20 protein-coding genes, 1 pseudogene and 1 riboswitch are annotated in these 21,227 nt (G+C 58.5%); of the genes and pseudogenes, 10 read left to right on the top strand and 11 right to left on the bottom strand.

Annotation, left to right across the window (positions count from 1 at the left end; translation table 11 throughout):
• From ABI171_RS09080 to ABI171_RS09070, 3 genes are all read right to left on the bottom strand, one after another.
• A partial coding sequence (locus ABI171_RS09080; RefSeq protein ID WP_348092246.1) for an autotransporter domain-containing protein occupies positions 1 to 2,696 on the bottom strand: 2,696 nt, incomplete at its 3' end.
• A 411-nt stretch (positions 2,697 to 3,107) separates the two neighbouring features.
• Positions 3,108 to 3,839 (bottom strand): DsbA family protein, encoded by a 732-nt coding sequence (locus ABI171_RS09075; RefSeq protein WP_348092245.1) that lies wholly within the window; start codon positions 3,837 to 3,839, stop codon positions 3,108 to 3,110.
• Complete coding sequence (locus ABI171_RS09070; RefSeq protein WP_348092244.1) at positions 3,833 to 4,720, bottom strand: MBL fold metallo-hydrolase; 888 nt, start codon at positions 4,718 to 4,720, stop codon at positions 3,833 to 3,835. The genes ABI171_RS09075 and ABI171_RS09070 overlap by 7 nt, the downstream gene beginning before the upstream one ends.
• 129 nt (positions 4,721 to 4,849) lie before the next feature.
• On the opposite strand from ABI171_RS09070, the gene ABI171_RS09065 reads away from it, so the two are divergent.
• Positions 4,850 to 5,758: a LysR family transcriptional regulator gene (locus ABI171_RS09065; RefSeq protein WP_348092243.1), complete on the top strand. Its 909-nt coding sequence runs from the start codon at positions 4,850 to 4,852 to the stop codon at positions 5,756 to 5,758.
• A gap of 173 nt (positions 5,759 to 5,931) precedes the next feature.
• Positions 5,932 to 7,176 (top strand): MFS transporter, encoded by a 1,245-nt coding sequence (locus tag ABI171_RS09060; RefSeq protein WP_348092242.1) that lies wholly within the window; start codon positions 5,932 to 5,934, stop codon positions 7,174 to 7,176.
• 71 nt (positions 7,177 to 7,247) lie between these two features.
• Here ABI171_RS09060 and folE read toward each other — a convergent pair whose 3' ends face one another.
• Positions 7,248 to 7,874: a GTP cyclohydrolase I FolE gene (gene folE / locus ABI171_RS09055; protein ID WP_348092241.1), complete on the bottom strand. Its 627-nt coding sequence runs from the start codon at positions 7,872 to 7,874 to the stop codon at positions 7,248 to 7,250.
• A gap of 288 nt (positions 7,875 to 8,162) precedes the next feature.
• Between folE and ABI171_RS09050 the strand changes: the two genes are divergently transcribed.
• Positions 8,163 to 8,744: a DJ-1/PfpI family protein gene (locus tag ABI171_RS09050; RefSeq protein WP_348092240.1), complete on the top strand. Its 582-nt coding sequence runs from the start codon at positions 8,163 to 8,165 to the stop codon at positions 8,742 to 8,744.
• A gap of 84 nt (positions 8,745 to 8,828) precedes the next feature.
• Positions 8,829 to 9,149, top strand: coding sequence for a ribbon-helix-helix domain-containing protein (locus ABI171_RS09045; protein ID WP_348092239.1), 321 nt, complete (start codon positions 8,829 to 8,831; stop codon positions 9,147 to 9,149).
• Positions 9,150 to 9,178: 29 nt separating this feature from the next.
• On the opposite strand, the gene sugE is transcribed toward ABI171_RS09045, so the two are convergent.
• Complete coding sequence (gene sugE / locus ABI171_RS09040) at positions 9,179 to 9,493, bottom strand: quaternary ammonium compound efflux SMR transporter SugE (RefSeq protein ID WP_348092238.1); 315 nt, start codon at positions 9,491 to 9,493, stop codon at positions 9,179 to 9,181.
• 163 nt (positions 9,494 to 9,656) lie between these two features.
• Between sugE and ABI171_RS09035 the strand changes: the two genes are divergently transcribed.
• Positions 9,657 to 9,980, top strand: coding sequence for a YnfA family protein (locus ABI171_RS09035; RefSeq protein WP_348092237.1), 324 nt, complete (start codon positions 9,657 to 9,659; stop codon positions 9,978 to 9,980).
• 6 nt (positions 9,981 to 9,986) lie between these two features.
• Here ABI171_RS09035 and ABI171_RS09030 read toward each other — a convergent pair whose 3' ends face one another.
• Positions 9,987 to 10,991, bottom strand: a complete 1,005-nt coding sequence (locus ABI171_RS09030) for a sodium:calcium antiporter (RefSeq protein ID WP_348092236.1) — start codon at positions 10,989 to 10,991, stop codon at positions 9,987 to 9,989.
• Between the two features lie 113 nt (positions 10,992 to 11,104).
• Positions 11,105 to 11,275: riboswitch (yybP-ykoY riboswitch) on the bottom strand.
• Between the two features lie 162 nt (positions 11,276 to 11,437).
• Here ABI171_RS09030 and lpxO point away from each other — a divergent pair.
• Both lpxO and ABI171_RS09020 read left to right on the top strand, forming a co-directional pair.
• Positions 11,438 to 12,340, top strand: coding sequence for a lipid A hydroxylase LpxO (lpxO, locus tag ABI171_RS09025; RefSeq protein WP_348092235.1), 903 nt, complete (start codon positions 11,438 to 11,440; stop codon positions 12,338 to 12,340).
• A 183-nt stretch (positions 12,341 to 12,523) separates the two neighbouring features.
• Positions 12,524 to 12,904 (top strand): annotated as a pseudogene (locus ABI171_RS09020) (type I restriction-modification system subunit M N-terminal domain-containing protein); the annotation flags it as partial.
• A gap of 20 nt (positions 12,905 to 12,924) precedes the next feature.
• On the opposite strand, the gene tnpA reads toward ABI171_RS09020, so the two are convergent.
• The 4 genes from tnpA to ABI171_RS09000 all read right to left on the bottom strand — a co-directional run bounded on the left by tnpA (position 12,925) and on the right by ABI171_RS09000 (position 17,712).
• Positions 12,925 to 13,356, bottom strand: coding sequence for an IS200/IS605 family transposase (gene tnpA / locus ABI171_RS09015; protein WP_348092234.1), 432 nt, complete (start codon positions 13,354 to 13,356; stop codon positions 12,925 to 12,927).
• 293 nt (positions 13,357 to 13,649) lie between these two features.
• The gene (gene fahA, locus ABI171_RS09010) at positions 13,650 to 14,921 is read right to left on the bottom strand and encodes a fumarylacetoacetase (RefSeq protein WP_348092233.1); all 1,272 of its coding nucleotides are present in this window, start codon (positions 14,919 to 14,921) and stop codon (positions 13,650 to 13,652) included.
• Positions 14,922 to 14,943: 22 nt separating this feature from the next.
• Positions 14,944 to 16,263 carry a homogentisate 1,2-dioxygenase gene (gene hmgA / locus ABI171_RS09005; protein ID WP_348092232.1) on the bottom strand — a complete coding sequence of 440 codons (1,320 nt, stop codon included), beginning with the start codon at positions 16,261 to 16,263 and terminating at the stop codon, positions 14,944 to 14,946.
• Positions 16,264 to 16,356: 93 nt separating this feature from the next.
• Positions 16,357 to 17,712, bottom strand: coding sequence for an MFS transporter (locus ABI171_RS09000; protein WP_348092231.1), 1,356 nt, complete (start codon positions 17,710 to 17,712; stop codon positions 16,357 to 16,359).
• A gap of 138 nt (positions 17,713 to 17,850) precedes the next feature.
• On the opposite strand from ABI171_RS09000, the gene ABI171_RS08995 reads away from it, so the two are divergent.
• Positions 17,851 to 18,747, top strand: a complete 897-nt coding sequence (locus tag ABI171_RS08995) for a LysR family transcriptional regulator (RefSeq protein ID WP_348092230.1) — start codon at positions 17,851 to 17,853, stop codon at positions 18,745 to 18,747.
• A 68-nt stretch (positions 18,748 to 18,815) separates the two neighbouring features.
• On the top strand, positions 18,816 to 19,148 hold the full coding sequence (locus tag ABI171_RS08990; protein WP_348092249.1) for a multidrug efflux SMR transporter: 333 nt from the start codon (positions 18,816 to 18,818) through the stop codon (positions 19,146 to 19,148).
• Positions 19,149 to 19,204: 56 nt separating this feature from the next.
• Here ABI171_RS08990 and ABI171_RS08985 read toward each other — a convergent pair whose 3' ends face one another.
• Positions 19,205 to 20,197 (bottom strand): serine/threonine protein kinase, encoded by a 993-nt coding sequence (locus tag ABI171_RS08985; protein ID WP_348092229.1) that lies wholly within the window; start codon positions 20,195 to 20,197, stop codon positions 19,205 to 19,207.
• A 184-nt stretch (positions 20,198 to 20,381) separates the two neighbouring features.
• Here ABI171_RS08985 and ABI171_RS08980 point away from each other — a divergent pair, with 184 nt between their 5' ends.
• Positions 20,382 to 21,191 (top strand): DNA ligase, encoded by an 810-nt coding sequence (locus ABI171_RS08980; protein WP_348092248.1) that lies wholly within the window; start codon positions 20,382 to 20,384, stop codon positions 21,189 to 21,191.
• Positions 21,192 to 21,227 lie beyond the last annotated feature (36 nt).

Here is a 21,227-nt window from a genome sequence, read left to right as displayed (position 1 = left end):
CCGGCCCAGCCGCTGTTGCGCGGCAAGCCGATGCCCTGCACGGTGAAGCCGGCTGCCGGCGCGCCCACGAAGGCGGCGTTGAAATCCAGGTTGCCGCTGTTGAAGCCATGCTGCCAGGCGCCGTAAGCTTGCAGGTTGCTATGGCCGCCGAACCAGTCCAGCTTCGTATCGCCGCGCAAACCCAGCACGCTCGCTGTCTGCTGGTAAGTACTGCTGCCGGCTGTCAGGCCGAAGGCGCTGCCTGCCTCAGTGAAGCCGCCACGTTTAAGACGGTCGTAGCTGATACCGGCAAACGGCGTCAGCGTCGATGTCGGCGACAGCTGGCGCACATAACCGGTTTCGGCATAGGCCGACATCATGTTGTCGGTGTGGCTGGCGGAAAGACTGTCGGTTTCACTGCCGAGGATCGCAGTGCGGTTGATTTTGCTGGTGATGCTGGCGATACCGGCGCGGCCGGAAACATACACGCCGTCATTGGTCAGCGCATAGCGGCCGTACAAGGACAGGCTGGTGTTCTGGCTGTCAGAGGCGCCGCCAAAGCGGTCGAAACTGGCCTTGCTTTCCGAGTAGGACAATGCGGCGCCGACGATCACCTTGTCATTCAAATGCGTATCGAACCCGAACTGGCCGCCCCAGGTTGATGTATCGGCAGAAGCATAGCCGGATTGGCCCAGCTTGCCGGTGGCGCCAATCACGCTGGCCCACAATCCGGCCTTGGCGTCGCTTGAAATCGGACTGCTCAGCAGCGACAAACGATTCGACAAATCGCGATTGATCGCTTGCGATTGCTGGAAAGTCAATGCTTGCGAAGAAGCGTAGATCTGGCCTGACAAGCTATCCAGCACCTGGCCGGCGGCGGCAATATTCGGGGTCGCTTGCAACGCTGCGGCGCCGCTCAGGAAGGCGGCGTTGTTGCCGCCGGTGTTACCGCTGGCGACCATGGCGTCAGCGGCCTTCATCCCTTGCTCGACGTTGGCCGCACTGTTGTTGCGGGTCGGATCTGCGGCAAAGGCTTGGGCCGCCACGGCCTGCACATTGTTACGGGCAATGGTCAGATCGACCTCGTTCGCCGTATAGCCCAAGGTCGCGCTGAGGAAAGTACCCGGATTGAAAGCGGTGCCGTCGTGTTCGAACGAGACATCCTGGAACACGCCGGTGACGCCATTAGCGGCAGTCAGCACCTTGCCTTTGACGCCGACTTGCTGCGCCACGTAGCCGGACGGATCGCTGCTGCCGGCCGGTGTCGTCGCCACCAGATGAGAGTTGCCGAGCGCCGCGTTGCCGCCGACAGTCAAGGTCGAATTGAACTGGTTGGCCAGCACCGAACTAGCGGTCGCCGTGTAATTGCCGTTGATCGTCATGCCATTGCCGGTATTGCTGAGACGGCCGTAGTTGAACACGCTGCCGCCGATACGGCCGCCGTCGCCAGACAAGATGCCGGCGGCGTCGATCGTGACCGCAGTAGCGACCGCACCGGTGACGTTGAGCGTGCCTTTCAGAATTTCAGTGGCGCCGCTGTAGGTGTTATTGCCGGCCAGGGTCAACGTGCCGCTGCCGTCCTTCAGCAAGCCGGCGTTGCCGCTGATATCGTTGCCGAAGGTGGAGCTGACAGAATCAAACTTGGCCGTGAAGTTGCCGCCCAGCGTGAGCCGGGTATCGAACAAGGCCGGCCCGCTGGCTGCCTTGCTGGCGTTCAGCAAACCCCAGCCGTAGGTAGCGGTATCGCCCATGCTGGTGGCGGTCGACAAGATGGTTTGACGAATCTGGTCGGCGCTCATCCAAGGGAAAGATTGCTGAACCAGAGCCGCCGCACCGGTTACTGCCGGTGTCGCAAACGAGGTGCCGTAGACACGGCCGCCGGAAGTCGCCGAGATGAAATCGCCGGGCGCCGCCAGGCACCAGTTGGCGGCTTCGCCGCAACGGTTCGAGTAACTGGAAATCACGCCCGGCGTGGTATCGCTGCTGCTATAGCCTTGCGCGCCGCCGGCGGCATTTACCGCTACCACCGCCAGCCAGCCTTTTTGCAGATCCGGATAAAGAGCCGGCAAACCGGCGGTCAGGCTGGGATGGGCGCTGCCATCGTTGCCGGCGGCCCAGATGAACAAGCTGCCCTGCGCTACGAACGGTTGATAGATATTGTAGAAGGTCGGACCGTTGCCGGCCGGCGCGGCGATCGAACCGAAGGCATTCGACTGGTTGAAGATGCGCGCACCCTTGTTGAACAGATCCTGATACACCGGACTGGTGAAAGAGACGTTATCGCCGCCGGTGCCGACCGCCGCGCCCAGCATGCTGACCCCTGGCGCCACGCCATAAGTGCTGCCGCCCAAGGCTTCCGCCACTTCGCTGCCATGCGGATTACCGGCGCCGCCGCTGCTATACACGGTCTTGGTCAGGCGGCCGCCGAACTCAGAATCCGAGACGTTGAAATCGGTATCGACCACCGCCACCGTAACGCCGGCGCCGGTGATGCCGCGTGCATGGGCCGCGTTGGCGCTGCTCGGATCGCTGACGTTAAGGGTCGGCGTAGCCGCCGCCGGCGCAGCGGTTGTCGGACTTGGCGTGGTCGACACCGGTTGCTGGGCGTCGCCGGGATTGCTGGAACCACCGCCACCGCCGCCACAGGCGGAGAGCATGGTCATGACAGCGATGGAAACCATCGACAAAGGAAAGCGGCTTGTGTGTTTGCGATTCATGGATTTATTCAGGGTATTAACTTGCGGCAAACACAGTATCAAAACAACCGTACTTCCAGTGTTTTACGCCAGATTACTTGATCAAAAAGTGCTTGCACGATACCGTCGGCGCAGCGCCGATACAATACAAGGATGGCATTAAATGCTAAAAAAATGAGCAGATGTTGCAAAACTACAGCATGCAAGATCGTCATCTTTAGCGAAAAATAGCAAGTAATTATCAATAAATAGCTACAATTTGACAATTAGATGTTATTTTTGAAATTACTTGACAACATTTTGACGCTCTTTTTTATAATGAAAAATCGGCGTAATTCCGGCAGCACAACTGCCGAAAATTACACCGATTTCTTTTCACTATCTGGCCTGATGAATTGGCCTGTCACGACAACAAATACATGGCCGTTGCGATCAACTTGTCAAAGCCGCTTTCCAGGCCGCAGCCTGTCCAAGGAAATGCCCGATATCCAGCATTTCCGTTTTTCCGCCGCGCTGCAACACGAAAGTAGGAAACCCCTGGCCGCCGACCTGGCTCAACAACGCCCGGCTGTCTGCGATATGGGCTGCGGTGGCTGCGCCGCCCAGCGCCGCAAACTCGCTGTCAAACGCTGCTGCATCGAGGCCCATCTCAAGCGCCAGGCTATGCAACACCGCTACATCCGACACCCGCAAGCCTTGCACATAGTGCGCAGTCTGGATCCGCGCCAGCATATCCAGCCCGCGCCCGGCGAGCGCCTCGGCCGCCAGGACCGCGGTAATCGGGGGCTCGGAGTCGAATATCGCGGTGGTATCCAGCAACAGGCCGTTAAAGTAGCCGTCGCCAAAAACCTGCCCGGTCATTGCAGCTATCCGATGGTCGTGCGGCATCACATAGTTGCGTAATTGCGCGCTGACCTGCCTGCGGTTACTGCCAGTCATCATGCCGCCGCCATGCATCACGATGACAAGGCCGTCGACTTCCCGCGCCGCCTTCAGCAACGGCGCAGCGCCGTAGCACCAGCCGCAGAGCGGATCGTAGATGTAGTGCAGCAGGCTGCCGCTAGCTGCCGTTGGCGCTACTACAGCATCTGCGCTCGCGGCGACGCCGGGAAGCAGACATGAGGCATCGTCGCAATTGTCGCTACCCAACCGTTTCTCTACCATTTCATTTCACCTTTACTGACCTTGGCGCCCAGTTCCAGCGAAGAGACGCCTTCCAGGTTCGGATAGTGTTTTTTCATCGCATCGATCAGCGCCGCGGAATCTTTGGCCTTGGCGGTTTCCGCTTCATACGTCTTCAGGTAGTCCTTGGTGAAACGCACCGACTCGATGTTTTGCGGTGCGCCGGCGCTGAAATGACCAGGCACCACGACTTTCGGGTGCAAGGCAACGATTTTGTCGAGCATCCTGATCCATTGCTGGCGCGACGCCAGGGTCTGGGTATCCGCGGTCCAGACATGCTCGTTGCCGACCACCAGCACGCCGCCAACCACGGCTTTCAGTGATGGAATCCAGACAAAAGTACGATCCGGGCTGGCGCCATCAAGGCCGATGACTTCCAGCTTGCGGCCTTCCAGGGTCAGCGTGTTACCTTCCAGCGGCTCCGGCACGATCAGTTGCTTGGGCGCGTTGACGCCCAGCTTCGGTCCCCAGAACGCCAGCTTGCCTTCCATGGTGGCCTTGATGTGCGCAACCACCGGCGCCGGCGCCAGTATCTTGGCGTCTGGATACGCTGCCTTCAATACTTCGAGGCCGAAGTAGTAATCAGGATCACCGTGGCTGATATAGATGGTGGTGAGCTTCTTGCCGCTGTCTTGTACTTTCTTCAGCAATTGCTCGGCGCTGGCGCGGTCGAACTGGGCATCGATGACGATGGCGTCGGTGCTGCCGGTAATCAGCTCGGAAGATACCGGGAAAATGCCGTTGGCGCCCGGATTGTAGACTTCCAGTTTGAGGGGCTGCGGCGCTGCGGCTGCAGCGGAACCGGCAATCATCAAGCCAGCGGTAGTGGCCAGCAGCGAACGGATAAAAGTGCGTTTCAACATTGCTATCTCCAGAGTGAAGTGAAAGAACCATCATCATAGTTGCTGAAAACGATGCAAAAAACCCCATATTAGTGCATAGTTAGTTGCAAAAATCGCGCTAATACGTCGAGCAAATACAGTGAGAAAGCCATGGATAGACTGATCGCAATGCAGGTCTTTGTCGAGGTTGCCGACCAGGGCAGCCTGACCGCCGCCGCCGACAAGCTGGACATGTCGCGCGCCATGGTGTCACGCTACCTGGCCGAATTGGAGGAATGGGTAGGCGCGCGGCTGCTACACCGCACCACGCGCAAGCTGAGCCTGACCTCGGCCGGCGGCGACACCTTGCCGCGCTGCCGGCAGATGCTGGAAATGGCCGGCGATATCCGATCCTCCGCAGCCGCGCCCGAGAATACGCCGCGCGGCACGCTGCGCCTGACCTGCAGCATGTCGCTCGGGCAAACCTACCTGGCGCCGCTGCTGACAAAATTCCTCAAGCGCTATCCCGGCACCGCCGTGGATATGCTGATGGTGGACCGCACCGTCAACCTGGTCGAAGAACGGGTCGACCTGGCGATCCGCATCACCAATGCGCTGGATCCCAACCTGATCGCGCGCAAGCTGGCGGTGTGCCGTTCGGTGGTGGTGGCTTCACCGGCCTACCTGAAGGAACACGGCACGCCGAAAGCCGCGGAAGACCTGGCCTTGCATAACTGCCTGACCTACTCCTACTTCGGCAAAAGCCTGTGGGAATTCGAGAAAGACGGCGCACCGGTAGCGGTGCCGGTGGGCGGCAACATGAGCGCCAACGAATCGTCGGTGCTGCTGGAAGCGGCGGTGTGCGGCGCCGGAATCGCGCTGCAGCCGGTGCATGCCGCCTCAGGATTGCTGCAAAGTGGTAAACTACGCGCGCTGCTCGGTGAATATCACCCGCGCGAAATGTGTATTTACGGCGTCTACGCTTCGCGCCGCCAAATGCCCGCCATCCTGCGCGCCATGCTCGATTTTCTGGTCGAGGAATTCAGCACAGGCTCTGACTGGGAAATACCGGTCAAATAATTTCTTCAGGCAAATTCGCCCGACAACCTCATCCACTGATACTTCGTACGCCATGCCGTCGTCGTTTCATCGGTACTCCCTTTTTAGCAAGCCGGCCGCCGCGGCTTTGCGCAATACGTTCTCGCTTGCCTCACAGATATACCCCGTATCCATATTTATCCGGTTAACAAAAAATGCAGAAAATTTCTACGCTTACCCGCAATACCCTGATGTTCCCGCTGGCTCTGGTCTTGTTCGAGTTTTCGGTCTACATCGCCAATGACATGATCCAGCCGGGCATGCTGACGGTAACCCGGGAATTCGGCGCCAGCGCCGCCTGGATGGCATCTGCCATGACCGCTTTCCTGGCCGGCGGCGCCATATTCCAATGGCTGTTCGGACCTCTGTCGGACCGCATCGGCCGGCGTCCGGTGATGTTGGGCGGCACCGTCTTTTTTATCCTGGCTTGCCTGGCGACGCTGTTCTCCCGCAGCATTGAAAGCTTCATTGTCTTGCGCGTGCTGCAAGGCATCGGCTTGTGCTTTATCTCTTCGGTCGGCTACGCCGTGGTGCAGGAAGCCTTTGAAGAAAAAGCCGCGATCCGGGTGACGGCGCTGATGGCCAACGTCGCCTTGATCGCGCCGCTGATAGGCCCGGTTGCCGGCGCTTTCATGATTGAAATCCTGCCTTGGCGCATGGTGTTTGTATTCATCGCCGCAATCGCCACCATTTCCCTCATCGGCCTGGCCAAGCACATGCCGGAAACCGTCAAGCCGCGTAAAGAGAAATTGCCGCTGATGCAGATCTGGCATGACTACCGCGAAGTAATGGGCAACCGTCACTTCCTGAAAGCCAGCATGTGCATGCCGTTGCTGGCGATTCCGCTGATCGGCTGGATCGCCATGTCGCCGGAGATTCTGGTGGCCGACTTTCATCTGAGCGTGGTGGAATACGGCTATTGGCAAATCCCGGTGTTTGCCTGCTTGATCGCCGGCAACCTGGTGCTGGCACGGCAGGTCGACCGCTGGCGCCTGGGCAGCTCGATCAAGCTGGCGCTGTATCCGATCGCAGCGGGGATTGCCATCATGCTGCTGGGTGCGGCTTTCCTGAGCACGCCGTATTTCCTGGTGGCGGCGATCAGCGTGATTGCTTTTGGCGAAGGCTTGTCGGCCGCGGTCATGATCCGTTTCACGCTGACTGAAAGTAACGTCTCCAAGGCGACAGTGGCCGCCACCATGGGCATGATCAACATGACGCTGTACGGCGTCGGCATCGAGCTGTACAAGGTGTTTTACCTGTATGCGGGGATGATGGGATTTGCGCTGTTCTCGACTGCTGTGATCGCGCTGTACTGGTATCTGTCGCGCAGCGTTGTGGCGCGCGCGATGCAAGCCCGGGTGACCGGGCATGAAGAGAAAGATGCCGGATCGTTGATTTGACGCTATCCGTGCTTGAGGCACAAAAAAGCGCAGCTTGTCAGCTGCGCTTCTTTATGTCGTTTGCCGGCCGGTCAGCCGTTGCGCTTCTGGCTGATGATGCTCATGAATTCGCGCCGCGTCGATGGATCGTCGCGGAACGCGCCCAGCATGCGGCTGGTGACCAGGCTGGTGCCTGGCTTGTGAATCCCACGCGTGGTCATGCAGCCGTGCGATGCTTCGATCACTACCGCCACGCCCTTCGGCAGCAACACCTGCTGCAAGGTATCGGCGATCTGCACCGTCATTTTCTCCTGGATCTGCAAGCGCTTGGCGAAGATGTCGACCAGGCGCGCCAGTTTCGAGATGCCCACCACCCTGCGGTCCGGCAGGTAGGCCACATGGGCCTTGCCGATGATTGGCGCCATGTGGTGCTCGCAATGGCTTTCAAAACGGATGTCGGTCAGCACCACCATCTCGTCGTAGCCTTCGACTTCGGAAAACGTGGTCGAGAGGATTTCCACCGGATCCTTGCTGTAGCCGGCAAAGAATTCTTCGTAGGCACGCGCCACGCGCGCCGGCGTATCCAGCAAGCCTTCGCGGTCAGGATCGTCGCCGGCCCAGCGCAGCAAGGTGCGGATCGCCGACTCGGCTTCGGCTCTGCTAGGACGTTCGGATAACACTGGCGCCGCTGCCGCTGGTAATGAATCTGTTGAGGCCATCTGCTTTACCTTTTTTCTAGAAATTGTTCACTTGCCGGCTTTCTGCGCCGTAGGGACGAGGAAAAGCGGTTAATGGCGACAGTTTAATTCAGCTCTCGCATTGCTGCATCGCATTCGTCAAACACGTGCTTTTCGGCATCAATCCGATTGCGCCACATTTTGCGCAGCGCAGCATCGAAAGTTGCGCAGGTAATAGCCTGCTATTACCTGGCTCAAGTTCGCTGTTCCATACTCTGAGTCCGATATCTGCCTCCCCTGCCCCTGCAGCAACTTCACTGAAAGATCATCATGAGTGCAAAGAAAATCCTTATTCTCGCCGGCGATTACGTTGAAGACTATGAATTGATGGTGCCGTTCCAGGCGCTGCAAATGGTCGGCCACAAGGTTGACGTGGTATGCCCCGACAAGGCGGCCGGCGCCCGGATCCGCACCGCCATCCACGACTTTGAAGGCGACCAGACCTATAGCGAAAAGCCCGGCCACAACTTCACCTTGAACGCGGCATTCAGCGATGTCGACGTCAGCCGTTACGATGCCCTGCTGATTCCCGGCGGCCGCGCGCCGGAATACCTGCGCCTGAATCCGCGCGTGATCGAAATCGTCCAGCAATTCCATGCCGCTGACAAACCGATCGCAGCGGTGTGCCATGGCCCGCAACTGCTGGCGGCTGCGGGCGTACTGGAAGGTAAAACCTGTTCCGCCTACCCTGCCTGCGCACCGGAAGTCAAACTGGCTGGCGGCAAATTCGCTGAAATCGACGTCACCGCCGCGCACCGCGACGGCAACCTGGTGACGGCGCCGGCATGGCCGGCCCATCCGGCGTGGCTGGCCTTGTTCCTGGCGGCGCTGGGGACACGCATCGAACTGTAAGTGTCGAACTGTAATACAGCAACTATGATGTAATACCACACGGTCGGCAAGCAAGCCGGCCGTATCCAACCAGCGAGGTATCCGATGTGCCAGATCTACGCGCAAGCCGACCCCATACTGTATGAATCGCGCGCCCGTTCGGTACGCATCATGGGCGTCATCACCACCATCAAGCTGGAAAACCTGTTCTGGCAAACCCTGGCGGAACTGGCGGCGGATAACGACCTGACCACCAACCAGCTGATCGCCAAGCTGCACGATGAAGTGACCACGCACCTGGGCGAGGCCAGCAATTTTGCATCGTTCCTGCGGGTTACCTGCCTGCGTTACCAGGCGCTGAAGAGCCACGCCGGGTTTGCCACCAGTGCGGCCACTTCGGCAACGAAAATCAACGCTGCGGCGTAGATCTCGCGCTCAGCTTGCGGTCGATAGTTTCAGGCCGATAGTTTCAAGCCAATCAAGCCCAGCACAATCAGGCTGACGCTGGCGATGCGCGCCACGCTCGCCACCTCGCCCATCAGCACGATACCGGCAATGAACGAGCCCACTGCGCCGATCCCGGTCCATATCGCGTAAGCCGTACCGAGCGGCAGCGTGCGCATGGCGATCGCCAGCAGCCAGATGCTGATGGCCATGCCAAGCACTGTTATCACAGACGGCCAGAGACGGCTGAAACCTTCGGAATATTTCAGGCCGACGGCCCAGATGACTTCGGCTATACCGGCAAGAAAGAGAATAATCCAAGCCATGCGACCTCCAAAAAAGATGGGGTCGTCCCCGGTTGAAATACAATAAGCGGCGGCATCAGGTCGTCCTGACACCGGAATGAAACGTTACGAGACCGGATTATATTTTTTTCTGCCATCGCTGCATGCACCACAGTTTTTTCAACCAAACACAGTCCTATCTGAAATGACAAAAACCTTTGCCCTGTTCCTGCTGACCGCTATCGCCGAACTACTGGGCTGCTACTTGCCGATGCTGTGGCTGAACGGCAAAGGCTCCGTCTGGCTGTTATTGCCGGCGGCTGCCAGCTTGTTGGCTTTTGTCTGGCTGCTGACTTTGCACCCGGCCGCCAGCGGCCGGGTGTATGCCGCCTATGGCGCGGTCTACATCGCCACTGCAATCTTCTGGCTATGGAGCGTCGATGGCGTTACACCCAGGTGGACCGATCTGCTGGGAGCCGGACTGGCGCTGTCTGGCGCGGCGGTGATCGCCTTGGGTGCGCGCGCCTGACTACGTTCAATGCACGCCGATCCACCCAAGGCCAGCGGCGAACACCACATAGAGCAAACCGAACAACGCCAAGATACGACCGCTCAGCATGCCCTTGCGCAGCAAAGCATACAGTCCGAACATCGAGATCATCGTCACCGCGGCTGCCCAGATCAACGCCGGGCTCAGCATCCATGGCGTAAAAATCAGCACCAGCGCTGTCGGAATCGTGGCCTGGATCATCATCGCGCCGCTGATATTGCTCAGGGCCAGGGTTTGCTTGCCCTGCCTGACCCAGATCACGGCATTCAGGATTTCCGGCAACTCGGTAGCAATCGGGCTCAGCAGTAGCGCCGTCAATTGCGGCGAGATACCCAGCCAGGGCGAAATTTCACCGAGCTGATGCACGAACAACTGCGAGCTCAGGAAAATCACCACCAGCGCCACCAGCGTCTGCAGCAAGGCCCAGCCCAGTACCGGCTGCGGATCGTGCGGCCGGAATTTCAACGGCTCCAGGTCATGGATCTCGGCGTCGGCATCTTCTTCCTTGCGCATTTCGCCCCAGATGTAGATACCGTAGGCCAGCAGGAAAAACACGCCCAGCCACGGTTTGATGGCGAACGCCACCAGCCCCAGCCCGACCTTGATCACGAATATCCCGATGAACCAGGCTTGATCCCGGCTCAGGCGCGCTGCGGCGCTGGCTGACAGCAGGATATTGCCGAGCTTTTTACGGTTCAGGATGAACATCAGGCCCACCACCGCATAGGCGATGGTGGCCAGCACCAGCGGCCCGCCCAGCGCCGCGCCGACGCCGATTTCACGGTGCGCCGCATCGCGTCCGAACACCACCGCGACAAAGGTCACCACGCTTTCCGGCAACGCGGTACCGAACGCGGCCAACACCGTGCCTACCGCACTCTGTGCGATCCCCAGCCGGCGTCCGACCCATTCGATACTGTTGACGAAATATTCACACGACAGATAAATGACGACGGCCGAGCCGAGCAGCAGAGCGAAGGCGAGCATCATGCGCGTGCTCCCATCGGGAACAATGCAGATAAAACGGGGGGAAATTTGGTAAAACTGGCTATGGCGGCACGTTGGCGCTGCCAGTGGCGGTAGATAAGCATGGGGACTTCCTGAGGGCCGGGCACTGACGAATGGCGCGACGCCTTCGCCCGGCCGGGTAAAGGGAAGCACCATAGGTCTTGCCAAACCGTGCGGTCGCGCATGCCATGGCGTAAATGTGGTACAGCGCCAAGTATGTTGACATGCGCTCTTCGAGAGACTCGAAGGCGGCTACTCCCCTAAGGAGCCGCAATTTTATCACTGAAATATTCACAGCGGCAATGACTGCGGGATTGCGCTTGAAGATTCTCTTGTGCAATAGATCAGATTAACAATCGGGGCGAGATAACAGACAACAGACGCAAAAGAGATAAAATGGCGGCTTATTTGTAACGGAGCACATTTTTATGAAATGGGCAGTAGTCAGTATTTTTCTTTTGTCAGTGTTGTACGTCCACTTTCGCGGCAAGGCGCGCCTGCCGTTTTTCCGGCAACTGTTCGACCATTCGTCGATCATGGCGCCGCTCAACATCTTCATGTACCTGTTCTCGAAGGTGCCGACCAACACGCCTTATCTGCCGACCAGCACTTTCGCCGACCTCAAGATCCTGGAAGACAACTGGGAAACCATCCGCGATGAAGCGCAAGGCCTGATCGGCCTGGAAAAAATCCGCGCGGCGGAAAAGAACGACGACGCCGGCTTCAATTCCTTCTTCAAGGCCGGCTGGAAGCGTTTTTACCTGAAATGGTATGACGCCAGCCACCCGTCGGCTGAACAGTTCTGCCCGAAGACCGTCGCCCTGCTACGCCGCACGCCTAGCGTCAAGGCGGCAATGTTCGCCGAGCTGGCGCCGGGCGGCACGCTCAATCCGCATCGCGATCCGTTTGCCGGATCGCTGCGCTATCACCTGGGCCTGGTGACGCCTAACGACGACCGCTGCTTCATCGAAGTCAACCAGCAGCGCTACAGCTGGCGCGACGGCCAGGGCGTGGTGTTCGACGAAACCTATATCCACTGGGCGCAAAACGGCTGCGACAGTAACCGCATCATCATTTTCTGCGACATCGAACGGCCTATGCGCTACCGCTGGGCGCAAGCGATCAACCGCTGGCTGGGACGCCACATGATGAGCGCTGCGGCTTCGCCGAATGAAACCGGCGATGAGACCGGCGGCATCAACAAGCTGTTCCGTTTTGTCTGGGCCGCTGGCCAATACCGCCGGCGCCTGAAGAAATTCAGCAAGCCGCTGTACATGTGCATCAAGTTCGGTTTGATTATCGGCGCTGTACTGGCGATCATCTACATCTGATCAGCGCAATAAACAGCAAAACAGCAGTTATACGTAGGAGCGCCGACCAACCTTGAAATCCCTCGCCATGTGCGGGGGATTTTCTTTGGGGTTGGCTGCTTATTGTGCTTGCCACAATGTATCTTTTATGCAATAAAAGAACATCATTCATTATATGCACCACAGCCCATCCATCAGACGAACATGATCGAAGATATCAAAAAAACACTCTGGGCCACTGCCGATAAACTGCGCGCCAACATGGACGCTGCCGAATACAAGCACATCGTGCTCGGCCTGATTTTCGTCAAATACATCTCAGACACCTTCCAGACCCGCCGCGAGGAATTGGCAATCAAATTTGCCAATCCAGACGACGACTACTTCGTACCCGACGCCGATGCCGCCATGCTCGCCAAAGAACTGGAAGACCGCGACTACTACAAGGAAGTGAATGTATTCTGGGTGCCGGAAGCGGCGCGCTGGGAAAGTCTGCGCGCACAGGCCAAACAAGCCGACATTGGCAAGCGCATCGATGACGCGCTTTCCTTAATCGAAGCGGAAAATCCTAAGCTCAAGGGCATCCGTGAGGCGCCTAAAGGCGACTACAGTCCCAATTTCATTTGGTCGTAACGCTCATCCTCCTGCTCCTGATTACGAATGTAGCTACGAACCATTTCCTCATCCAAGCCTACCGTCGAGACAAAGTAGCCGCGTGCCCAAAAGACCTCTCCAGTGAAATTTCTTTGCCTTCCACCAAAATGCCGGGCTACTGAAATCGCACTCTTGCCTTTGATGTAACCAACAACATTGGACACCGAATACTTCGGCGGTACGCTCAGACACATATGCACATGGTCAACCATCAAATGGCCTTCTACTACCTTGCACTCCCTGTGCTGCGCTAACTCACGAAATATCTCACCAAGATGTCGCCGTAACGCACCATAAATCGCTTTCTTTCGACGCTTCGGGATAAACACTATGTGATATTTACAATCCCATCTCGTATGGCTCAAACTTTGATACTCTTTCATCTTGAAACTCCTTCTTTGGTAGAGATAGAAGTTTCAAACCGACCGACGTATAGGTCAAACCTTGGTGAGTCCCCCGGCATAGCAGGGGGTTTACCTCATTAAATTATAAAAACCATCAATTGACTGTTGCCTCGTCGCCCCCGCGAACGCGGGGATCCATGTTACCTAGGTGATTTAACATGGATTCCCGCGTGCGCGGGAATGACCCGATCCGGAATGACCCTGTCGGGAAAGACCCGGCCGGGACTAACCCGATTGATAATGGCTGCTCACGACAGGACTTCCAGGCAATTTCAGTCTCGCGCCGGCAAGATCTTGCCACTGACCACGCCAAAGCCAACCCGGTAGCCATCGCCCTGGCACCAGCCGGTCATCGCCACTTCATCGCCATCCTGGATAAAACTGCGCTGGCTGCCGTCCGCCAGCGTCAACGGATTCTTGCCGTTCCAGGTCAGTTCCAGCAAGCTGCCATAGGCTTCCGGCGTCGTGCCGCTGATGGTGCCTGAGCCCATCAGATCGCCGATGCGGGTATTGCAACCGGATACGGTGTGATGTGCCAACTGTTGCACCATGGTCCAGTACATCGCCTTGAAATTGGTGCGGCAGATGGTTTGCGGCTGAGCTGCTTCGCCCGGCTTCAAGGTGACTTCCAGGCTGATGTCGTAGCCGTTCTTGCCGCTTTGCTGCAGATACGGTAGCGGTTGCGGCTGCTGCTCCGGGCTGGCGACGCGGAATGGTTCGAGTGCATCCATGGTGACCACCCATGGCGAGATGGAGGTGGCGAAGGACTTGCTGTTGAACGGGCCCAGCGGCACGTATTCCCATTGCTGCAAATCGCGCGCGCTCCAGTCGTTGAGCAAGACCATGCCGAAGATATGCTGTTCCGCATTGGCGATATCGATCGGCTCGCCGAGGGCGTTAGGCTGGCCGATGATGAAACCGGTTTCCAGTTCAAAATCGAGTTTGCGGCAGGCGCCGAACACCGGCGCATCGACATCCGGCAGTTTCAGCTGGCCGTTCGGGCGTTGCAACGGCGTGCCGCTGACCACCACGGAACTGGCGCGGCCGTTGTAGCCGATCGGGATGTGCAGCCAGTTAGGCAGCAGCGCGTTGGCCGGATCGCGGAACATTGAACCGACGTTGGTCGCATGTTCTTTCGATGAGTAGAAATCGGTATAGCCGGGAATTTCCAGCGGCAGGTGCAATGTGACTTGATCCTGAGCGATGAAAACCTTGTCGCGCAAAACCTGGTTGTCGCGCAGTTTCAAATTATCGTCACGCAGCAGTTCGCTGATGCTGGTGCGGGTGCTGCGCCAGGTTTGGCGGCCGAGTGCAATGAAGGCGTTGAGCGTCGGTTGGCGGAATACTTCCGGACTGACGGTCAGCAGGCCGGAGTCGGCCAGCGCGGCCAGATCCAGCACCTGATCGCCAATCGCAACGCCAACGCGCGGCGCCGGATTGGCGGCATTGCTGAACACGCCGAAAGGCAGGTTCTGGATAGGGAAATGCGACTCCGGTGGAGTCGGGATAAACGATTTCAGTGCTGGATCATTTGCTTGCATCATGTTTTGCGTCCTTCGTATTCTCTTAGGGTTGTCCGTTGAAATTCTTTTTCAATCCGTGCCAGCATTGCAGATAGTCCTTCTGCAAATGCGGCGTCGCCAGCGCGTAGCGAGTCGGATGTATCACATAGCGGCTTTCAAACATGAAAGCCATTGTATTGTCGATACGGTGCGGCGCCAGTTCGGCGTTCGATGCCTTGTCGAACGTAGCGGCGTCGGGACCGTGTCCTGTCATGCAGTTGTGCAGGCTGCCGCCGCCCGGCGTAAAGCCGTCGGCCTTCGCATCATACGCGCCATGGATCAATCCCATGTATTCGCTCATGATATTGCGGTGGAACCATGGCGGCCGGAAGGTGTTTTCCGCCACCATCCAGCGCGGCGGAAAGATCACGAAATCGACATTGGCGGTGCCGGCGGTATCCGAGGGCGACGTCAGCACGGTAAAGATGGAGGGATCAGGATGATCGAAGCTGACCGTGTTGATGGTATTGAACCGGCTCAGATCATATTTGTACGGCGTGTAGTTGCCATGCCATGCCACTACATCCAGCGGCGAATGGCCGATGCGCGCCGCCCATAGCTGGCCGCCGAATTTGGCCAGCAGCTGGAAATCGCCTTCTCGCTCTTCATAGGCGGCAACAGGCGCCTGGAAATCGCGCGCATTGGCCAGGCCGTTGGAACCGATCGGGCCCAGCTCAGGCAACTGGAATGCCGCGCCGTAATTTTCGCAGACATAACCGCGCGCCACGCCGTCCGGCAGCTCGATGCGGAAACGCACGCCGCGCGGGATCACCAGAATTTCACCGGGCTTGGCTTCAAGCACGCCCAGTTCGGTCCGCGCCAGCAGATGCCCTTGCTGCGGCACGATCAGCAACTCGCCATCGGCATCGTAGAAAAAACGATCATGCATGGAACGATTTGCCACATACAGGTGAATCGCGATGCCGATCTGGGCCGCCACATCGCCGTTGCCGGCGACAGTGATCAGGCCATCGATGAAATCGGTGGGCTGGTCGTCGCCCGGGATCGGCAACGGATTCCAGCGCAGCTGGTTGGGTGGCGTATCGACCTGGTTGAATGGTCCGCTGGCCAGCAAAGGCTGATCGAATTTTTCAAACGCATGATGCATCGCGCCGGGACGGATCCGGTACAGCCAGCTGCGCCGGTTGTGCGCGCGCGGCGCAGTGAATGCCGTGCCGGACAGCTGTTCCGCGTAGAGGCCGTAAGGCGCTTTCTGCGGTGAATTCTGGGTGGCTGGCAGCGCTCCTGGCAAGGCCTCGCTCGAGAAGTCGTTGCAGAACCCAGACTGATAATGCAAGCCGTCATTCGGCGGTGAAATTTTCATCGTTTTACTCTCGCTCGTTTGGTGATTGCTTGTATCGGGCTTGGTTCTCAAGATTGATTTTGAAATTCAATTTACTCAGTGACAGAACCGGTCTCAATGCGCGGCGATAGTTACCGGACTCTTCTGGCCGGAGGCCCCCTGCATCAACATCAGCATCACAGACGACACCAGCGCCGGCACCGCCAGCACCAGAAAGATGCTGCTGTTGGGCCAGTTCAGGCGAATCAATTCGCCGCCCAGCACCGGCCCGATGATCGATCCAATCCGCCCAACGCCAAGACTCCAGCCGATGCCGGTCGAGCGCAAGGTTGTCGGGTAATACGTGCCGGCCAAAGCATTCACCGCAGGCTGGCCGCCGACGATGCAGAAGCCGGCGACAAAGATGCTGGCGAACAGGAACAGTAGCGACATCTCGGGCCGGCCAATCAATGCCACGGCGACGCCCGCGATCAGGAATACCGGGATCAGCACGCGGCGGAAACCGGAACGGTCGATTAACTGGCCCATGATCAAGGTGCCCAGCGTACCGCCGATCTGCAAAGTGGTGCCGGCCATGACCGCGGTAGCAGTCGACAAACCGGCGTCCTTGGCGATGGTGGGTAGCCAGTTGGAGAGAAAATACAGGTTCACCAGGTTCATGAAATTGATGATCCACAACAGGATGGTGACCTTGGCCCGCCCTTCCTGGAACAACTGCATCACCGGCGCGCCCTTGCCGGCTTTTTCGTTGACCACGTAGCGCGTGTGCTGGTCGATCACTACTGCCGGATCAATACGGCGCAACCACTTGCCGACTTGCTCCAGCCGCCTGCCGCGCAATACCAGGAACTGCATCGACTCCGGCAACAGGAAAAACATCAGGATGCCGATCACCACCGGCAGCGCGCCGCCGACATGGAATACCGATTGCCAGCCGAAGCGCGGGATCAAGGCCGCCGATAGCAAGCCGCCAAGCACTGCGCCCAGCGTGAAGCCGCACGAAACCAGCATCATCAAGGTCACGCGCTTGCGCAACGGGCTGTACTCACCGGCCAGCGCCATGGCGTTGGGCATGATCGCGCCCAGCCCGAGGCCGGTGATGAAGCGCAGTGCAATCAATTGGTCCACAGTGCCGGCCAGCGGCGTCAGCAGCATGCAAGCGGCAAAGAACAGAGTCGCGGCGATCAGCACCGGGCGGCGGCCGATGCGGTCCGCCAGGATGCTGAATGTGAGCGATCCCACCAGCATGCCGAACAGGCCGGCGCCGAACACCGGGCCGAGGTTGGCCTTGTCTATGCCCCACTCCTGGATAATGGCGGGCGCCACGTAACCCATGGCCTGGACGTCGAAGCCGTCGATGATCAGGCAGATGCCGCACAGGGCAAGCATGACGACCTGGAAGGCGCCGATGCGGCTGTGGTCGATCAGGGCGGGAATGTCTATCGGATTGCTGCTGGTTGCGGTGCTCATCTACCTGTGTCTCCTGGAAAGGATGCATGCCAAGTCTGGGCTGGCTTTTTTTACATTATCATCCTTTTTAATAAGTAGAAAAATAGGCGATAATTAAAATCATTTTTTAATTATCTTAAATAATACAAAAATAGCATCATGGATAGACTGGAATCGTTGCGGGTATTTTGCCAGGTGGTGGAGATGAACAGCTTCAGCCGTGCCGCCGAGCAGCTGGAGATGTCGAACGCCACCATCACCAACCATATCGCCAGCCTGGAGCGGCATTTCGGCGTGCGCCTGCTGAACCGCACCACCCGCAAGATTTCCCTGACCGATGACGGCCATAGCTGTTACCAGCGCGCCGAACGCCTGATCGGCGACATGACCGAACTGGAAGATGCGCTGCAAGGCCGGCGCGTGACGCCGCAAGGCATCTTGCGGGTCGACGTGCCGACCGTGATCGCCCGCATCTACCTGGCGCCCGCGCTGGCGCGCTTTAGTGCGTTATATCCCGAATTGTCGATCCGGCTGAATGTCGGCGACCGCATGGTGGATATGGTGGAAGGCCGCGGCGATGTCTGGATACGCATAGGCGAACTGAAGGATTCGAGCATGATTGCGCGCCGTATCTACCAGACACGCAACCTGTGCTGCGCGTCACCCGAATTCCTGGCGCAACATGGCACGCCGCAAACCCCGCAGGAACTGCAGGATTTCCGCTGCCTGGCGTTCATTCACCCGAACAGCGGCCAGAATGTGCCATGGACCTTCAGCAAAGGCAAGCAGGAATTCAGCTGGGCGCCGCCGGGAAATATCGCCATCAACCACGCCGAGACCCTGATCCACGCGGCCAATAGCGGCGCCGGCATTGTCCAGCTGTTGACGCTGTCGCTCAATCCGCAGATCCGCGCCGGCCAACTGCTGCCTGTGCTGGCGGACTGGGCCACGCCGGGTCCGCCGGTATCGGTGGTGTATCACCAGAGTCACCAATTGTCGGCCAAGGTACGGGTATTTGTCGATTTCGTTACAGAGTTGTTCGCCGCGATCGATTAGAGTCGGCTTATAGAGTTAGCTTATTCGGCGGCATCCTTCGTCACCATTTTTATTTTTTGTCAGGAGAAATCATGCATTGGGTCTATCTGTTAATCGCCATCGTCGCCGAAGTGATCGCCACCAGCGCCTTGAAAGCCAGCGCCGAATTCACCCGGCTGATTCCGTCGGTGGTGGTGGTGACCGGCTACCTGACGGCCTTCTACTTCCTGTCGCTGACCCTGCGCACCTTGCCGGTGGCAATCGTGTATGCGATGTGGTCCGGCATCGGGATTGCGCTGATCGCGTTGGTGGGCTGGCTGTTCTTGAAGCAAAGCCTGGATGCTGCGGCCCTGATCGGCATCGGCCTGATCGTCTCCGGCGTACTGGTGCTGAACGTTTTCTCGAAGACCGTGGCGCATTAAATCCCTGTCTGCAGCGGGATTACGCAATCCCGCTGGCGTTGGATCATGACTGCGCATCATGACTGCCAAAGCGGCGGTTCATCCATCAATGCAATCTGCTCGCGCAATTCCAACACCCGGTCCTGCCAGTAGCGCTGCGTATTAAACCAGGGAAAGGCGACGGCAAACGCCGGATCATCCCAGCGCCGCGCTATCCAGGCTGCATAATGAATCAGGCGCAAAGTGCGCAGCGCCTCGATCAGGTAGAGCTCGCGTGATTCGAAATCGCAGAAATCCTCATAACCGGCCAGCAATGAACCCATCTGCCGCACCATGTCCCTGCGCTCGCCGGACAACAACATCCACAGATCCTGCACCGCCGGTCCCATGCGGCTATCGTCGAAGTCGACGAAGTGCGGCCCGGCGTCGGTCCACAAGACATTGCTGCCATGGCAGTCGCCATGCAACCGCAGCGCGCCAACACTGCCGGCCCGTTCAAAGCAGCGGCGCACGCCTTCCAACGCTTGCGTTACGGTACTTCGATAGGCTTCCAGCAAATCTTCCGGGATGAAGCTGTTGGCCAGCAGGAAGGCACTGGGTTCTTCGCCGAAGCTGGCGATATCCAGTGTCGGCCGATGCGCGTAATTGCGCAAACCGCCTACGGCATGGATGCGTCCCATGAACCGGCCCAGCCATTCGAGCGTGGCGTCGTCCTCCAGCTCTGGCGCGCGGCCGCCATGGCGCGGGAACACCGCAAAGCGAAAACCGTCGAATTGATGCAAGGTTTGACCGTCTTCGGCAGCCCATGCGGCAACCACGGGAATTTCGCGTTCGACCAGCTCCTGCACGAAGCCGTGTTCTTCCAGGATTGCCGCGTCGCTCCAGCGCTGCGGCCGGTAGAACTTGGCAACCAGCGGCGGCCCTTCTTCCATGCCGATCTGGTAGACCCGGTTCTCATAGCTGTTGAGCGCCAGCAGGCGGCCGTCGCCATGCAAGCCGATACTGTCGAGCGCGTCCAGTACGGTATCGGGGGTCAGGGTCGAAAATGATGCGGGGGGCGAAGTATTCATCCGCCCATTGTAAGCGCCAGCGGCTTGTTTCCTTGGACGATTAGGCAGTTATGATATAGATCTCGACCAATGCTTGATGATATGTTTCAAAAACGATAACCATTCATCGAGCGACTCCGTGACCATTCTTTCGCCCCGACATGCATTGCGCCGTATTGCCAGACTGGGCGCGTTAGCGCTCGGCATGCTGATCACTTTAGCGCCGCCCGCCATGGCTGGCGACACCCCACCGCCATTGATGCTGGCCAACGTTTACCGTTCCGGCATCAATCTGGCCGATTACTGGGTCAGTGAAAAAATGGATGGCGCGCGCGGTTACTGGGACGGTGAAAAACTGCTGACGCGCGGCGGCCAGCGGATCAACGCGCCGCCCTGGTTTACCGCCAACTGGCCGAAAGTGGCGCTGGACGGAGAACTATGGGCCGGTCGCGCGCAATTCAGTCATGCGGTTTCCACTGTCCGACGGCAGACACCCGACGATGCAGCCTGGCGCAAGATGCGTTTCATGGTGTTCGATCTGCCGGCCCATGGCGGCAGTTTCGACCAGCGCCTCATCGCGCTACAAGACCTGATAGGCAAACTTGGCGTACCGTGGGTGCAAGCAGTCAAGCAAATCAAGGTCAGCGACCATGCAGCTTTGCAGCGCATGCTTTTGCAAAGCGCAAAACAAGGCGGCGAAGGATTGATGTTGCACCGTGGCGCTTCGCTTTACCGTGGGCAACGCAATGACGACCTGCTGAAAGTGAAGACCCATGACGATGCGGAGGCCAAGGTGATTGCCCATCTACCAGGAAAAGGTAAATACCAGGACATGCTGGGCGCCTTGCTGGTGGAAACGCCGGATGGCCTGCGCTTCAAGCTCGGCACCGGCTTCACCGATGCGCAACGACGTCAGCCGCCGGCAATCGGGACGGTGGTGACGTATCGCTTCCGCGGCTTGAATCCCGGCGGCATACCGAGATTTGCCAGCTTCATGCGGGTTTATGAGCCTTAGGCCAATAAATCTCTCAATCGAGAAAATTCATCGATT

It is taken from the genome of Collimonas sp. (genome assembly GCF_039923675.1).
Classification (GTDB): domain Bacteria; phylum Pseudomonadota; class Gammaproteobacteria; order Burkholderiales; family Burkholderiaceae_D; genus Collimonas.
Note: the sequence above shows the minus strand (reverse complement) of the source record. Positions and strands in the feature narration are given on the sequence as shown.

Excerpts from the sequence above, each read along its gene's own strand:
- ABI171_RS09060 (WP_348092242.1), top strand. The coding sequence starts at position 5,932 with ATGCAGAAAATTTCTACGCTTACCCGCAATACCCTGATGTTCCCGCTG.
- ABI171_RS09035 (WP_348092237.1), top strand. The coding sequence starts at position 9,657 with ATGACAAAAACCTTTGCCCTGTTCCTGCTGACCGCTATCGCCGAACTA.
- folE (WP_348092241.1), bottom strand. The coding sequence starts at position 7,874 with ATGGCCTCAACAGATTCATTACCAGCGGCAGCGGCGCCAGTGTTATCC.
- ABI171_RS08985 (WP_348092229.1), bottom strand. The coding sequence starts at position 20,197 with ATGAATACTTCGCCCCCCGCATCATTTTCGACCCTGACCCCCGATACC.
- ABI171_RS09075 (WP_348092245.1), bottom strand. The coding sequence starts at position 3,839 with ATGGTAGAGAAACGGTTGGGTAGCGACAATTGCGACGATGCCTCATGT.
- ABI171_RS09000 (WP_348092231.1), bottom strand. The coding sequence starts at position 17,712 with ATGAGCACCGCAACCAGCAGCAATCCGATAGACATTCCCGCCCTGATC.
- ABI171_RS09070 (WP_348092244.1), bottom strand. The coding sequence starts at position 4,720 with ATGTTGAAACGCACTTTTATCCGTTCGCTGCTGGCCACTACCGCTGGC.
- sugE (WP_348092238.1), bottom strand. The coding sequence starts at position 9,493 with ATGGCTTGGATTATTCTCTTTCTTGCCGGTATAGCCGAAGTCATCTGG.
- hmgA (WP_348092232.1), bottom strand. The coding sequence starts at position 16,263 with ATGAAAATTTCACCGCCGAATGACGGCTTGCATTATCAGTCTGGGTTC.
- lpxO (WP_348092235.1), top strand. The coding sequence starts at position 11,438 with ATGAAATGGGCAGTAGTCAGTATTTTTCTTTTGTCAGTGTTGTACGTC.
- ABI171_RS09065 (WP_348092243.1), top strand. The coding sequence starts at position 4,850 with ATGGATAGACTGATCGCAATGCAGGTCTTTGTCGAGGTTGCCGACCAG.
- ABI171_RS08980 (WP_348092248.1), top strand. The coding sequence starts at position 20,382 with ATGCTGATCACTTTAGCGCCGCCCGCCATGGCTGGCGACACCCCACCG.
- fahA (WP_348092233.1), bottom strand. The coding sequence starts at position 14,921 with ATGATGCAAGCAAATGATCCAGCACTGAAATCGTTTATCCCGACTCCA.
- ABI171_RS08995 (WP_348092230.1), top strand. The coding sequence starts at position 17,851 with ATGGATAGACTGGAATCGTTGCGGGTATTTTGCCAGGTGGTGGAGATG.
- ABI171_RS09030 (WP_348092236.1), bottom strand. The coding sequence starts at position 10,991 with ATGATGCTCGCCTTCGCTCTGCTGCTCGGCTCGGCCGTCGTCATTTAT.
- ABI171_RS09045 (WP_348092239.1), top strand. The coding sequence starts at position 8,829 with ATGTGCCAGATCTACGCGCAAGCCGACCCCATACTGTATGAATCGCGC.
- tnpA (WP_348092234.1), bottom strand. The coding sequence starts at position 13,356 with ATGAAAGAGTATCAAAGTTTGAGCCATACGAGATGGGATTGTAAATAT.
- ABI171_RS09050 (WP_348092240.1), top strand. The coding sequence starts at position 8,163 with ATGAGTGCAAAGAAAATCCTTATTCTCGCCGGCGATTACGTTGAAGAC.